This is a genomic window from Citrobacter sp. 506 (assembly GCF_050434985.1).
In the GTDB taxonomy this organism is placed as follows: domain Bacteria; phylum Pseudomonadota; class Gammaproteobacteria; order Enterobacterales; family Enterobacteriaceae; genus Citrobacter; species Citrobacter braakii.
The window spans coordinates 1318135-1333221 of sequence record NZ_JBNDJN010000001.1 but is presented as its reverse complement, the minus strand read 5'-3'; the positions used below and the strand labels follow the sequence as shown (position 1 = coordinate 1333221).

Annotated in this window: 13 protein-coding genes; 12 read left to right on the top strand and 1 reads right to left on the bottom strand. The window is 52.4% G+C overall.

The genetic code is table 11. From position 1 onward, the window contains the following. The first annotated feature begins 100 nt into the window (after window positions 1–100). The 12 genes from serC to ABIE10_RS06595 all read left to right on the top strand — a co-directional run bounded on the left by serC (window position 101) and on the right by ABIE10_RS06595 (window position 14227). Entirely contained in the window at window positions 101–1189 is a 1089-nt protein-coding gene (serC, locus tag ABIE10_RS06650; RefSeq protein WP_235116562.1) for a 3-phosphoserine/phosphohydroxythreonine transaminase, read from the top strand. 68 nt (window positions 1190–1257) lie between these two features. Continuing rightward, a complete protein-coding gene (aroA, locus tag ABIE10_RS06645) occupies window positions 1258–2541 on the top strand; it encodes a 3-phosphoshikimate 1-carboxyvinyltransferase (protein ID WP_047501177.1) in 1284 nt (427 codons plus the stop codon). Between the two features lie 233 nt (window positions 2542–2774). Next, a complete protein-coding gene (gene cmk / locus ABIE10_RS06640; RefSeq protein WP_016152447.1) occupies window positions 2775–3458 on the top strand; it encodes a (d)CMP kinase in 684 nt (227 codons plus the stop codon). Between the two features lie 113 nt (window positions 3459–3571). Beyond that, window positions 3572–5245: a 30S ribosomal protein S1 gene (rpsA, locus tag ABIE10_RS06635; RefSeq protein WP_003035776.1), complete on the top strand. Its 1674-nt coding sequence runs from the start codon at window positions 3572–3574 to the stop codon at window positions 5243–5245. 160 nt (window positions 5246–5405) lie between these two features. Beyond that, a complete protein-coding gene (gene ihfB, locus ABIE10_RS06630; RefSeq protein WP_003035780.1) occupies window positions 5406–5690 on the top strand; it encodes an integration host factor subunit beta in 285 nt (94 codons plus the stop codon). A 206-nt stretch (window positions 5691–5896) separates the two neighbouring features. After that, entirely contained in the window at window positions 5897–8161 is a 2265-nt protein-coding gene (locus ABIE10_RS06625) for a ComEC family protein (RefSeq protein ID WP_429155094.1), read from the top strand. A gap of 36 nt (window positions 8162–8197) precedes the next feature. Continuing rightward, window positions 8198–9946 carry a lipid A ABC transporter ATP-binding protein/permease MsbA gene (gene msbA, locus ABIE10_RS06620; RefSeq protein WP_047501171.1) on the top strand — a complete coding sequence of 583 codons (1749 nt, stop codon included), beginning with the start codon at window positions 8198–8200 and terminating at the stop codon, window positions 9944–9946. Beyond that, complete coding sequence (lpxK, locus tag ABIE10_RS06615) at window positions 9943–10920, top strand: tetraacyldisaccharide 4'-kinase (protein ID WP_047359381.1); 978 nt, start codon at window positions 9943–9945, stop codon at window positions 10918–10920. Before msbA ends, lpxK begins: the two co-directional genes overlap by 4 nt. A 41-nt stretch (window positions 10921–10961) precedes the next feature. Further along, complete coding sequence (locus ABIE10_RS06610; protein WP_016152451.1) at window positions 10962–12194, top strand: winged helix-turn-helix domain-containing protein; 1233 nt, start codon at window positions 10962–10964, stop codon at window positions 12192–12194. Between the two features lie 51 nt (window positions 12195–12245). Continuing rightward, entirely contained in the window at window positions 12246–12428 is a 183-nt protein-coding gene (gene ycaR, locus ABIE10_RS06605) for a protein YcaR (RefSeq protein WP_003035793.1), read from the top strand. Continuing rightward, entirely contained in the window at window positions 12425–13171 is a 747-nt protein-coding gene (gene kdsB, locus ABIE10_RS06600; protein ID WP_016152452.1) for a 3-deoxy-manno-octulosonate cytidylyltransferase, read from the top strand. Before ycaR ends, kdsB begins: the two co-directional genes overlap by 4 nt. Before the next feature lie 162 nt (window positions 13172–13333). Beyond that, entirely contained in the window at window positions 13334–14227 is an 894-nt protein-coding gene (locus tag ABIE10_RS06595; RefSeq protein WP_016152453.1) for a YcbJ family phosphotransferase, read from the top strand. A 35-nt stretch (window positions 14228–14262) separates the two neighbouring features. Here the strand turns inward: ABIE10_RS06595 and elyC are convergent, their stop codons facing one another. Beyond that, a complete protein-coding gene (elyC, locus tag ABIE10_RS06590) occupies window positions 14263–15027 on the bottom strand; it encodes an envelope biogenesis factor ElyC (protein WP_047501165.1) in 765 nt (254 codons plus the stop codon). Window positions 15028–15087: the final 60 nt, after the last annotated feature.

Below are 15087 nucleotides of genomic sequence, written 5' to 3'. Positions count from 1 at the left end.
AAACCGATATCCACAGGAATAACTTATACCAATGTCTGTCACCGGATTATCGCCAATGACAGGATGTTGATTGGACAACAACACAACGTGGTGAGGGGAAATGGCTCAGGTCTTCAATTTTAGTTCAGGTCCGGCAATGTTACCGGCAGAAGTACTTAAACTGGCTCAACAGGATCTTCGCGACTGGAACGGTCTTGGCACGTCGGTGATGGAAATTAGCCACCGTGGCAAAGAATTCATCCAGGTCGCAGAGGAAGCGGAGCAGGATTTTCGCGATCTTCTCAGCATCCCCTCCAACTATAAAGTGTTGTTCTGCCATGGCGGTGGGCGCGGGCAGTTTGCGGGTATCCCGTTAAATATTCTGGGTGACAAAACCACGGCGGATTACGTTGATGCCGGTTATTGGGCCGCCAGCGCAATTAAAGAAGCGAAAAAATACTGTACGCCAAACGTTATCGACGCCAAAGTCACCGTTGACGGACTGCGTGCTGTTAAGCCAATGAGCGAATGGCAGCTTTCTGACAACGCGGCGTATTTGCACTATTGCCCGAATGAAACCATTGATGGCATTGCGATCGATGAAACGCCGAATTTTGCCAGCAATGTAGTGGTTACGGCGGATCTGTCCTCTACCATTCTTTCCGCACCGCTTGACGTGAGCCGTTATGGCGTAATTTATGCCGGGGCGCAGAAAAACATCGGCCCGGCCGGGCTGACCATTGTCATCGTACGTGAAGATTTGCTGGGTAAGGCTCATGTGTCATGCCCGTCAATCCTCGACTATACCGTGCTGAATGACAACGACTCCATGTTCAACACGCCGCCAACCTTTGCCTGGTATCTGTCTGGCCTGGTCTTTAAATGGCTGAAAGAGCAGGGCGGTGTTAACGCGATGGATAAAATTAACCAGCAAAAAGCGGAACTGCTGTACGGCGTAATCGATAACAGCGATTTCTACCGTAACGACGTGGCAAAATCGAACCGTTCACGCATGAACGTACCGTTCCAGCTTGCTGACAGCGGCCTGGATAAACTCTTCCTGGAAGAGTCTTTCGCTGCGGGTCTGCACGCGTTGAAAGGGCACCGTGTGGTCGGTGGTATGCGCGCGTCCATCTACAATGCAATGCCGCTAGAAGGTGTAAAAGCGCTGACCGATTTCATGGTCGATTTCGAGCGCCGCCGCGGTTAATCTGCTGTATTTTCATCCCCACAGCCAGTCTGTGGGGTTTTTATGTCTGTTTTTGAGAGTCGAGTTTCATGGAATCCCTGACGTTACAACCCATTGCGCGGGTGGATGGCACCATCAATCTGCCTGGATCCAAAAGTGTTTCTAACCGCGCTTTGCTGCTGGCTGCATTAGCAAATGGCACCACTGTCCTGACTAATCTGCTGGACAGCGATGATGTCCGCCATATGCTTAATGCTCTGAATGCGTTAGGAATTAGCTATACCCTTTCTGCCGACCGTACGCGTTGCGAGATTATCGGCAATGGCGGCGCGCTGCATGCCGAAGGCGCAGTGGAACTGTTCCTTGGCAATGCCGGAACCGCAATGCGCCCGCTGGCCGCTGCGCTGTGTCTGGGCAGCAATGACATCGTGTTGACGGGCGAGCCGCGCATGAAAGAGCGCCCGATTGGCCATCTGGTTGATGCGTTACGCCAGGGCGGAGCCAACATTGAATACCTGGAGCAGGAAAACTATCCGCCTTTACGTCTGCGCGGTGGCTTTACCGGAGGACAGGTTGAGGTAGACGGCAGCGTATCCAGCCAGTTCCTGACTGCGCTGCTGATGACTGCGCCACTGGCGCCGCAGGATACGACGATCGCCATTAAAGGCGAGCTGGTATCTAAACCTTACATTGATATCACACTGAACCTGATGAAAACGTTTGGTGTTGAAATTGAGAATCAGAACTACCAGCGCTTTGTTGTGCAGGGTCAGCAGCAGTATCAGTCACCGGGTGCATATCTGGTTGAAGGCGATGCTTCTTCCGCTTCCTATTTTCTCGCAGCGGGAGCCATTAAAGGCGGTACGGTAAAAGTCACCGGGATTGGCCGCAACAGTATGCAGGGTGATATCCGCTTCGCTGATGTGCTGGAAAAAATGGGCGCGACCATTACCTGGGGCGAAGACTTTATTGCCTGTACTCACGGTGAGCTGAACGCGGTAGACATGGATATGAACCATATTCCCGATGCGGCGATGACCATCGCCACGGCAGCGCTGTTCGCTAAAGGCACCACGACCTTACGTAACATCTATAACTGGCGCGTCAAAGAGACCGACCGCCTGTTCGCGATGGCGACCGAGTTGCGTAAAGTGGGTGCGATCGTTGAAGAGGGCGAAGACTATATTCGCGTTACACCACCGGCGACGTTACAGTTTGCGGAGATCGCGACCTACAACGATCACCGCATGGCGATGTGTTTCTCGCTGGTGGCGTTGTCTGACACGCCGGTGACCATTCTGGACCCTAAATGTACCGCCAAAACTTTCCCGGATTATTTCGAACAGCTGGCGCGTATTAGTACACCTGCCTGATCCTCACATCTGACGCTCGCGCTCAGCATATTCGTGAGCGCATCGCTGCAGATAAACAGTAAATCAGTGTCATCTTCCGGGCTGGTTTCTCGCCAGCCCGCTATAATTGCGCAATTCTTCCTCACATCGTTACAGACTAATCGGGTTTTTACACTCTGTGTTAACGATTATTAGCGTTGGCGCGTATAATGCGCGGCGTTCACGTTAATGTATGCCCGTTTAAGGAGAAAAAGATGACGGCAATTGCCCCGGTTATTACCATTGATGGCCCAAGTGGTGCAGGAAAAGGCACCTTGTGCAAGGCAATGGCGGAAGCATTGCAATGGCATCTGTTAGATTCAGGCGCGATCTACCGCGTACTGGCGCTCGCAGCGTTGCATCACCATGTTGATGTCACATCTGAAGATGCTCTGGTACCGCTTGCCTCACACCTGGATGTGCGTTTTATCTCAACGGACGGCAACCTGGAAGTCATTCTGGAAGGTGAAGATGTCAGCGGCGAAATCCGCACCCAGGAAGTAGCGAATGCCGCATCTCAGGTCGCTGCGTTTCCTCGCGTACGCGAAGCGCTGTTACGTCGTCAACGCGCGTTTCGTGAAGCGCCCGGCCTGATTGCCGACGGACGAGACATGGGGACCGTGGTGTTCCCGGATGCACCAGTGAAAATTTTCCTGGACGCCTCCTCGCAAGAACGTGCGCATAGACGTATGCTACAGTTGCAGGAAAAGGGCTTTAGTGTTAACTTTGAACGCCTTTTGGCCGAGATCGAAGAACGCGATTTCCGCGATCGTAACCGTGCTGTAGCGCCGCTGGTTCCCGCTGCTGATGCTTTAGTTTTGGATTCAACCCGATTAAGCATTGAGCAAGTGATTGAAAAAGCGTTACAATACGCGCGCCAAAAACTGGCACTCGCTTAAGTGCGACCGAATTTGCAGTACCCCCGTTGCAATGGATTGACAGCGGGTATGTTAAACAACCCCATCCGGCATGGAGCCAGGTGGACGTTAAATATGAAACCTGAAGATTAAACATGACTGAATCTTTTGCTCAACTGTTTGAAGAATCCTTAAAAGAAATCGAAACCCGTCCGGGTTCCATCGTTCGTGGTGTTGTTGTTGCTATCGACAAAGACGTAGTACTGGTTGACGCTGGTCTTAAATCTGAGTCCGCCATTCCGGCAGAGCAGTTCAAAAACGCCCAGGGCGAGTTGGAAATCCAGGTTGGTGACGAAGTTGACGTTGCTCTGGATGCAGTAGAAGACGGCTTCGGTGAAACCCTGCTGTCCCGTGAAAAAGCTAAACGTCACGAAGCTTGGATCACGCTGGAAAAAGCTTACGAAGAAGCTGCAACCGTTACTGGTGTTATCAATGGCAAAGTCAAGGGTGGCTTCACTGTTGAGCTGAATGGTATTCGCGCGTTCCTGCCGGGTTCCCTGGTAGACGTTCGTCCGGTCCGCGACACGCTGCACCTGGAAGGCAAAGAGCTTGAATTCAAAGTAATCAAGCTGGATCAGAAGCGTAACAACGTTGTTGTTTCCCGTCGTGCCGTTATCGAATCCGAAAACAGCGCAGAACGCGATCAGCTGCTGGAAAACCTGCAGGAAGGCATGGAAGTTAAAGGTATCGTTAAGAACCTCACTGACTACGGTGCATTCGTTGATCTGGGTGGCGTTGACGGCCTGCTGCACATCACCGACATGGCATGGAAACGCGTTAAGCATCCGAGCGAAATCGTAAACGTTGGCGACGAAATCACTGTTAAAGTGCTGAAGTTCGACCGCGAGCGTACTCGTGTATCTCTGGGCCTGAAACAGCTGGGCGAAGATCCATGGGTAGCTATCGCTAAGCGTTATCCGGAAGGTACCAAACTGACTGGTCGCGTGACCAACCTGACCGACTACGGCTGCTTCGTTGAAATCGAAGAAGGCGTTGAAGGCCTGGTTCACGTTTCCGAAATGGATTGGACCAACAAAAACATCCACCCGTCCAAAGTTGTTAACGTTGGCGATGTAGTGGAAGTTATGGTTCTGGATATCGACGAAGAACGTCGTCGTATCTCCCTGGGTCTGAAGCAGTGCAAAAACAACCCATGGCAGCAGTTCGCGGAAACCCACAACAAGGGCGACCGTGTTGAAGGTAAAATCAAGTCTATCACTGACTTCGGTATCTTCATCGGCCTGGACGGCGGCATCGACGGCCTGGTTCACCTGTCTGACATCTCCTGGAACGTTGCAGGCGAAGAAGCAGTTCGTGAATACAAAAAAGGCGACGAAATCGCAGCTGTTGTTCTGCAGGTTGACGCAGAGCGTGAGCGTATCTCTCTGGGCGTTAAACAGCTCGCAGAAGATCCGTTCAACAACTGGGTTGCACTGAACAAGAAAGGCGCAATCGTAAACGGTAAAGTCACTGCTGTTGATGCTAAAGGCGCAACCGTAGAACTGGCTGACGGCGTTGAAGGTTACCTGCGCGCTTCTGAAGCTTCCCGCGACCGCGTTGAAGATGCAACTCTGGTTCTGAGCGTAGGCGACGACGTTGAAGCTAAATTCACCGGCGTTGATCGTAAGAACCGCGCAATCAGCCTGTCTGTTCGTGCTAAAGACGAAGCTGATGAGAAAGATGCAATCGCAACTGTTAACAAACAGGAAGATGCTAACTTCTCTAACAACGCAATGGCTGAAGCTTTCAAAGCAGCTAAAGGCGAGTAATATCGAGTGCTCCTAAATCCTTTGTGCTGTTAACAGCACAAAGGGTGACGAGTAGCTTGACAGATTACAGGATTCGTCCTGTAATCAATGACAAAGGGCGGCTAAGGCCGCCCTTAATCAATGCAGCAGCTAATTATGCCTTTAAGGAACCGGAGGAATCATGACCAAGTCAGAATTGATTGAAAGACTTGCAACCCAGCAACCTCATATTCCCGCGAAAGCGGTTGAAGATGCAGTTAAAGAGATGCTGGAACATATGGCCTCGACTCTTGCGCAGGGCGAGCGTATTGAAATCCGCGGTTTCGGCAGTTTCTCTTTGCATTACCGCGCACCGCGCACCGGACGTAATCCGAAGACCGGCGATAAAGTGGACCTGGAAGGAAAATACGTTCCGCACTTTAAACCAGGTAAAGAACTGCGCGATCGCGCCAATATTTACGGTTAAGTTTTTAGCGAGACTTAACGCCGAGAAAAGCACCCGCATGGGTGCTTTTTTCATTTCTGCCAACCCATCCTGGAATCTCCATCCCAGTTAATTTGCACGTTACAAGCGCCGCTAAATGTTAGCGGAATGCGTACCGTATAACGCTAAATTGGCACCAGACAACCGTCGAACATTACTGCACACTTCCTGCTACAGGGAGGTGACTGATGAAAATAACAACGGTTAGTACGAGTGCATTATTCGGCATTCTCCCGCTTATGCTATTACCTGCGTTACCTGACATGCTGTGCATCGGCGTTATATTTGGTCTGGCAATTCTGCTCTGTCTTATTTCTCACAGCCCTGTACGTTTCGCCGGATTAACCCTGCTATTTTTTCTTTGGGGAGTTCTGGCTGCGAAAGATGCGCTGTGGGCCGGTAATACGCTGCCTGCAAAAAGCCAGCAGGCCATCGTGCGGATAACCGGAACCGATAATATGACAACGCACTACGGCCAGATCACGCATCTGCAGGGGAAGCGGGTATTTCCTGCCATCGGAATTACTCTGTATGGGCAGTACCTACCCGGCAACGTTTGTGCGGGCCAGACATGGGCGATGACGTTGAAGGTTCGTGCCATACACGGTCAATTGAACGAGGGCGGGTTTGATAGCCAGCGTTACGCATTGGCGCAGCACCAGCTGCTGACGGGAAGATTTTTGCAGGCTTCGGTTATCACACAACAATGCAGTTTGCGTTCGCGGTATCTCTCCTCGTTGAAAAGCGCGCTCGCTGACTATCCCTGGCAGCAGGTTATACTGGGCCTGGGAATGGGGGAGCGCTTGTCCGTGTCACAAGCGGTGAAAACCATTATGCGAGATACCGGTACGGCCCATTTGATGGCTATCTCCGGGCTGCATATTGCATTTGCCGCACTTCTGGCAGCAGGATTAATTCGCGCGGGGCAATTTTTTATGCCAACCCGATGGATTTGCTGGCAGGTTCCATTAGTTGGCGGGATCGTCTGCGCAACATTCTATGCCTGGTTAACGGGGCTACAGCCCCCGGCATTACGTACGGTTATTGCGCTTCTGGTCTGGGGAGGGCTAAAACTCAGCGGCAGGCAGTGGAGTGGATGGTCGGTGTGGATCTGCTGTCTGGCAGCCATTCTGGTGGTGGATCCTGTCGCCGTTCTTTCACAAAGTCTGTGGTTGTCTGCTTTTGCCGTTGCGGCGCTGCTGTTCTGGTATCAATGGGTTCCGATGCCGGATTGGCCGCTGTCGCGCATTGGACGCCAATTTCTGGCGCTTGCTCATTTGCAATTGGGAATTACGCTCCTGCTTCTGCCTGTGCAAATCGCGATGTTTCACGGTTTTAGCCTGACCTCATTTCTGGCGAATTTGTTTGCTGTACCGCTGGTTACGTTTATTTCCGTACCATTGATATTAGCAGGCATGATCGTCCATTTAACCGGGCTGGCGATGGTTGAGCCGAACCTATGGTATTTAGCGGATCGCTCCCTCGCGCTATTATTTTGGGGGCTCAGGAGCCTGCCTGAAGGGTGGATCAATATTGATGCACGTTGGCAATGGCTTGCATTTGTACCCGGACTCCTGCTCATCGCATATCGGCTGAACGCGTGGCGAACTATACCGGTAGTTTGCGTCACTGTGCTCCTTTTACTGAGCGCCCCGTTCTGGCGAACGCTACGTACTGATGTCTGGCAAGTGCATATGCTGGACGTCGGGCAGGGGCTGGCGATGGTCATTGCGCGCAATGGGAAAGCGATTCTTTACGATACCGGTCTGGCATGGCCTGAAGGCGATAGCGCGCAACAGCTGATTATTCCATGGCTACGCTGGCACAACCTGGAGCCAGAAGGCGTTATTTTAAGCCATGAGCATATGGATCACCGGGGCGGGTTGCGTTCGCTGCAGCAAGCCTGGCCGTCGCTATGGATAAGAAGCCCATTAGGTTGGGAAGGGCATCTCCCGTGTTTACGCGGGGAGCGCTGGCAATGGCAAGGGTTAACCTTTAGTGCGCATTGGCCCGTGCGTGGAAATAAAGATCTGGGGAATAACCACTCCTGCGTGGTTAAGGTCGATGACGGGCATCAGAGTATTCTGCTGACCGGAGATATTGAGTCTCCCGCTGAACAAAAAATGCTAAGTCACTACTGGCAGCATCTGCAGTCTACGGTGATACAGGTTCCACATCATGGTAGCAATACCTCATCATCGCAGGCGCTGATTCAGCGGGTCGGCGGGCAGGCCGCGCTAGCCTCCGCATCCCGTTACAATGCCTGGCGTCTCCCGTCCAGGAAAGTGAAGCAACGTTATCGGCAACAAAATTATCAATGGCTGGATACACCACACCAGGGGCAGATTACGCTGGATTTTTATCAAAAAAACTGGCGAATAAACAGCTTGCGGGATCAGATTTTACCTCGTTGGTATCATCAGTGGTTTGGCGTGTCGGAGGATAACGGGTAGAATATGCGGCTATTCTAACAAATGCTGGTTTTTTGAATGCATAACGATAAAGATCTCTCTACGTGGCAGACGTTTCGCCGACTATGGCCAACCATAGCGCCTTTTAAATCGGGTCTGATCGTGGCGGGTATAGCGTTAATCCTGAACGCGGCCAGCGATACCTTCATGCTATCGCTCCTTAAGCCATTACTGGATGATGGTTTTGGTAAAACGGATCGCTCGGTGCTGCTGTGGATGCCGCTGGTGGTCATTGGACTAATGGTTCTTCGCGGATTCACCAGCTATGTCTCCAGCTACTGCATCTCATGGGTATCAGGCAAAGTGGTCATGACCATGCGTCGCCGCCTGTTTGGCCATATGATGGGCATGCCGGTCTCCTTTTTTGATAAACAGTCTACAGGTACGCTGTTGTCACGTATTACCTATGATTCAGAGCAGGTCGCATCATCGTCCTCCGGCGCGCTGATCACCGTGGTACGTGAAGGGGCTTCAATTATTGGCCTGTTTATCATGATGTTCTATTACAGCTGGCAGCTGTCATTGATCCTGATTGTACTGGCGCCAATTGTTTCAGTGGCGATTCGTATAGTTTCCAAGCGTTTTCGTAGCATCAGTAAAAATATGCAAAACACCATGGGTCAGGTTACGACCAGTGCGGAGCAGATGCTGAAAGGCCACAAAGAAGTTCTGATTTTTGGTGGTCAGGAAGTTGAAACTAAGCGCTTTGATAAAGTCAGCAATAAGATGCGTTTGCAGGGCATGAAGATGGTTTCCGCCTCTTCTATCTCCGATCCTATCATCCAGTTGATTGCGTCTCTGGCTCTGGCCTTCGTGTTGTATGCAGCCAGCTTCCCAAGCGTAATGGAAAACCTGACTGCAGGGACAATTACGGTTGTCTTCTCGTCAATGATCGCGCTGATGCGTCCGTTGAAATCGCTGACCAACGTCAACGCGCAGTTCCAGCGCGGTATGGCGGCCTGCCAGACCTTATTTACGATTCTGGATAGCGAGCAGGAAAAAGATGAAGGTACACGCGAAATCGAACGCGCTACCGGCAATCTCGAATTCCGCAACGTGACATTCACCTATCCGGGACGTGAAGTACCTGCGCTGCGCAACATCAACCTGAGTATCCCAGCGGGGAAAACCGTTGCCCTGGTTGGCCGTTCGGGTTCCGGGAAATCCACTATCGCCAGCTTGATCACGCGCTTCTATGATATTGATGAAGGGCAGATTCTGATGGACGGACACGATCTACGTGAATATACCCTGGCATCCCTGCGCGATCAGGTCGCGTTGGTTTCGCAGAATGTGCACCTGTTTAACGATACGGTTGCCAACAACATCGCCTACGCGCGTACCGATTTGTACAGCCGTGAGCAGATCGAAAAAGCGGCGAAAATGGCTTACGCCATGGATTTCATCAATAAGATGGACAATGGCCTGGATACGGTGATTGGCGAAAACGGCGTCCTGCTATCTGGTGGTCAGCGCCAGCGTATCGCTATTGCCCGCGCCTTGTTGCGTGACAGTCCGATTCTGATCCTTGATGAAGCAACGTCGGCACTCGATACCGAGTCTGAACGCGCAATTCAGGCTGCTCTGGATGAGCTTCAGAAAAACCGTACCTCCCTGGTGATTGCTCACCGCCTTTCTACCATTGAACAGGCGGATGAAATCATCGTGGTGGAAGACGGTATTATTGTTGAGCGTGGAACCCATAGCGAGCTGATTGAGCAGCGTGGGGTGTATGCACAATTACACAAAATGCAATTCGGTCAATGATCGCTCGAATCTGGTCTGGTGAGTCGCCGCTGTGGCGACTGTTACTCCCGCTCTCCTGGCTGTATGGCCTCGTGAGCGGGGGAATCCGCTTATGTTACAAGCTTGGGATTAAACGCGCGTGGCGTGCACCAGTCCCGGTTGTGGTGGTCGGAAACCTGACCGCGGGCGGCAATGGCAAAACGCCAGTGGTGATTTGGCTGGTTGAACAACTGCGTCAACGTGGGATTCGCGTGGGCGTGGTGTCGCGTGGTTATGGCGGGAAAGCGGCTGCTTACCCGCTGTTACTGACCGCAGATACCACTACGGCAGAAGCGGGTGATGAACCTGTGCTGATCGCCCAACGTACCGGCGTGCCCGTAGCGGTATCCCCGGTAAGATCGGATGCAGTCAAAGCCATTTTGGCCCAACACGATGTGCAGATTATTGTGACGGACGATGGGCTACAGCACTACCGTCTGGCGCGAGATGTTGAAATCGTGGTTATTGACGGAGAACGTCGGTTTGGCAATGGCTGGTGGCTTCCCGCGGGTCCCATGCGGGAACGCGCAGGCCGGCTTAAATCGGTGGATGCGACTATCGTTAACGGTGGCGTTGCGCAGCCAGGGGAAATCCCTATGCGACTTGAACCGGGGCTGGCCGTTAATTTACGTACGGGTGAACGCCGCGATGTGTCGCAGCTGTCCAATATTGTCGCCATGGCGGGCATTGGCCATCCACCGCGTTTTTTTGCCACGCTGGAAGCATGCGGTGCCAGCGTGCAAAAAAGTATTGCGCTGGCAGACCATCAGTCTCTGACCTACAGTGACGTCAGTGCGTTTGCAGACGCCGGGCAAACGCTGGTGATGACGGAAAAAGATGCGGTTAAGTGCCGTGCATTTGCCGATGAAAACTGGTGGTATTTACCTGTTGACGCTCATTTGTCAGGCGATCGGCCTGATATGTTGCTGGATAGCTTAATCTCGCTGACTCGCTAACTGATTCACGCTGCGGCAGCGAATCATTTATGAGGCCATAAATGTCGTTGCCGCGTCTTTCTTTAACGGATGCCCGTCATCTTCACCTTGCCGCTCAAGGGCTGCTGAAAAAAACACGCCGTCGGGCAACCCCAGCAGATATTCTTGCTACCATTTCGCGCATGTCGTTATTGCAAATCGATACCATCAATATTGTGTCGCGCAGCCCTTACCTGGTGCTGTTTAGTCGGTTGGGTGATTATTCGCCCCAGTGGCTGGATGACGCATTGCAGCGGGGCGAACTGATGGAATACTGGGCGCACGAGGCCTGCTTTTTGCCGCGTAGCGACTTTATGCTGATACGTCACCGCATGCTGGCCCCGGAGAAAATGGGCTGGAAGTATAAAGCGGAGTGGATGAAAGAACATGCGCATGAGATTGAGCAACTGCTCCAGCACATCCAGCATAACGGACCAGTACGCTCTGCCGATTTTGAGCATCTGCGCAAGGGGGCCAGCGGCTGGTGGGCATGGAAACCGCATAAGCGTCATCTTGAAGGCCTGTTCACCGCCGGGAAAGTGATGGTGGTGGAACGGCGTAATTTCCAGCGAGTGTATGATTTAACCCATCGCGTCATGCCGCACTGGGATGATGAACGCGACCGGCTTTCACAGGAAGAAGCTGAAAGCCTCATGCTGGATAACAGCGCCCGCAGTCTGGGGATTTTTCGCGAACAATGGCTGGCAGACTACTATCGCCTGAAGCGTCCGGCGCTAAAAAACTGGTGCAACGTACGTGCACAGCAGCAACAGATTATTCCTGTCGATGTCGAAGGGTTAGGAACCCTGTGGCTGCATAGCCACCTTCAGCCGCTGCTGGAGCAGGCATTGACGGGTAAATTAACGGCGACGCATAGCGCAGTATTATCACCCTTTGATCCGGTGGTCTGGGATCGTAAACGGGCAGAGCAGCTATTCGATTTTAGCTATCGGCTCGAATGTTACACGCCAGCACCGAAACGTCAGTATGGTTATTTCGTCTTGCCGCTGCTGCATCGCGGGCAGTTAGTTGGGCGGATGGATGCCAAAATGCACCGCAAAACGGGCGTACTGGAAGTGATTTCGCTGTGGTTACAGGATGGCGTCAAACCTGGGGTTACTCTGCAAAAAGGATTGTTTCAGGCGATTGATGATTTTGCCCGCTGGCAGCAGGCAACACGTGTGACGCTGGGACGCTATCCTGAAGGTTTATTTGCTGATGCACGCCATGGTTGGGAAATAGACCCAGCACGGTAAGCGATTATGTTAATATTTACGGATTCACAATCCGGTCCATCTGGAGGAACTATGGATCATCGTCTGCTTGAAATCATTGCCTGCCCGGTATGCAATGGCAAACTCTGGTTTAACCAGGAAAAACAGGAACTGATTTGTAAACTGGATAACCTTGCTTTCCCACTGCGTGATGGCATTCCCGTGTTACTGGAAACCGAAGCTCGCGTTCTGACTGCTGATGAGAGTAAATCATGAGTTTTGTGGTCATTATTCCTGCGCGTTATGCGTCCACACGTTTGCCGGGCAAGCCGCTGCTGGATATCAATGGCAAGCCGATGATCGTGCATGTGCTGGAGCGTGCGCGTGAATCTGGCGCTGAACGTATTATCGTTGCGACCGATCACGAAGATGTCGCTCGCGCGGTAGAAGCGGTGGGGGGTGAAGTATGCATGACCCGCGCCGATCACCAGTCCGGTACGGAGCGTCTGGCGGAAGTCGTCGAGAAATGTGGCTTTAGCGATGATACCGTTATTGTGAACGTACAGGGTGATGAGCCGATGATCCCGGCGGTCATTATTCGCCAGGTCGCTGAGAATCTAGCACAGCGCCAGGTCGGTATGGCGACCCTTGCTGCCCCGATTCACAGTGCGGAAGAGGCATTTAATCCGAATGCGGTGAAAGTCGTTCTGGACGCCGAAGGTTATGCACTCTATTTTTCACGCGCGACCATTCCGTGGGATCGCGACCGTTTCGCTAAAAGCCTGGAAACGGTGGGTGACACCTTCTTGCGACATCTGGGTATTTACGGCTATCGCGCCGGTTTTATCCGCCGTTATGTTAACTGGCAGCCCAGCCCGCTTGAGCATATTGAAATGCTGGAGCAACTACGTGTGCTGTGGTACGGCGAAAAAATTCATGTTGCCGTCGCCAAAGAAGTACCCGGTACCGGCGTAGACACTGCCGAAGATCTTGAGCGCGTTCGCGCCGAAATGCGTTAGTTTTTCTCACGGCACTCCCCTGAGGACGCGAATTTTTGGGAGGAGTGTCATATCGTTACGCTTTCCCGCCACTTTTCTTTTCATCAATTGATCTCATCCGGGTGACATCTGTCTGCACGACGCTCATTATGAAAGCAGTAGCATTTATGAGGGCAATCCGAAATGGAACAGTTGCGTGCCGAACTCAGTCATCTGTTGGGTGAAAAACTCAGTCGTATAGAATGCGTGAATGAAAAAGTGGATACGGCCCTGTGGTCACTGTACGACAGCCAGGGAAATCCGATGCCACTGATGGCGAGAAGTTTCACCACGCCGGGTATGGCGCAGCAGTTGGCATGGAAAACCTCCATGCTGGCGCGCAGTGGTACGGTGCGTATGCCCGTCATTTATGGGGTCTTAACCCACGAGGAACATCCCGGTCCTGATGTGCTACTGCTTGAGCGTTTACGTGGAGTGCCGGTGGAAGCGCCTGCCCGAACGCCCGAACGCTGGGAACATTTAAAAGATCAGATCGTAGAAGGTCTGCTGTCATGGCATCGGCAGGATAGTGCTGGCTGCGTGGGAATGGTGGATAACACGCAAGAGAATATCTGGCCATCCTGGTATCGTCAGCGGGTTGAGGTGCTGTGGACCACGTTAAATCAGTTCAACAATACCGGGCTAACGATGCAGGACAAGCGGATCCTGTTTCGCACCCGTGAGTGCTTACCTACCTTATTTGCAGGATTCAATGATAACTGCGTGCTGATCCACGGTAATTTCAGTTTACGTAGCATGCTCAAAGACGCCCGTAGCGATCAGCTTCTGGCTATGGTGGGACCGGGGTTGATGCTGTGGGCGCCAAGGGAATATGAACTGTTCCGCCTGATGGATAATGCGCTGGCGGAAAGCCTGCTTTGGCAATACCTGCAGCGCGCGCCAGTGGCGGAGTCATTCATCTGGCGGCGCTGGTTGTATGTGTTATGGGATGAAGTGACGCAATTGGTCAACACCGGACGCTTTAATCGTTCCAACTTTGACCTGGCAACGAAATCATTGCTGCCGTGGCTCGCATGATAAACATGTGAACATCTTATCAGGCAACATTCCTGTCAATGTTCCGATCCTTTCAGCCACTGCCAGATGCGTCCCAGGGTTTCGTAACCAACGCGATCGCTGTGCATCAACCAGACGGGTGAAGGTATAGCGCGCTCCCACGGATTAAGCGGTGAATCAATTGCTAACTGATTGGCTGGCGCTGGCAGCGGATGCAAGCCGGCCTGCTGGAAGAAGATCATCGCCCGCGGTAAGTGGGAGGCAGAGGTTACCAGCAGGAACGGCGCATTGCCGATGGCTTTCTTTACCGCTGCGGCTTCTTCTTCGGTATCTTTGGGGTGATCCAGGGTGATGATTTCATCGGCTGGCACCCCCAGCGACTGCGCTACGCGGGCGCCAGCTTCTGCGGTACTGACGTTATTCGTCTTTGCAGCAGCGCCGGTAAAGATGAGCTTCGATCCCGGGTTTGCGCGCCATAGGCGAATACCTTCATTCAGACGTGGAAGGCTGTTGCTGATCAGATTTGAACTCGGCGCCCACTGCGGATTCCAGGTATACCCTCCGCCCAGCACCACAATATATTCCACTTTTTGCGAACCTTGCCACGTTGGATAACTGTCCTCAATCGGTTTCAACAGGCTGTCGGCGACGGGCTGTAAACTAAGGAGTAACAGTGCCAGCCAACTCAGGCTAATACACACTTTCCCTGTTTTTTGAAAGCGACTGAACCAGACCAGCGCCAGGCCAATACCCATCATAATTAGCATCAGTGGCAGCGGCAGCATCATACCGCCAATCACTTTCTTCAGCGTAAAAAGCATCCTTTTTGGTTCCTTTTTTAACCATACAGCAGGGGATCTGCAGGGATATTACACCAGGAA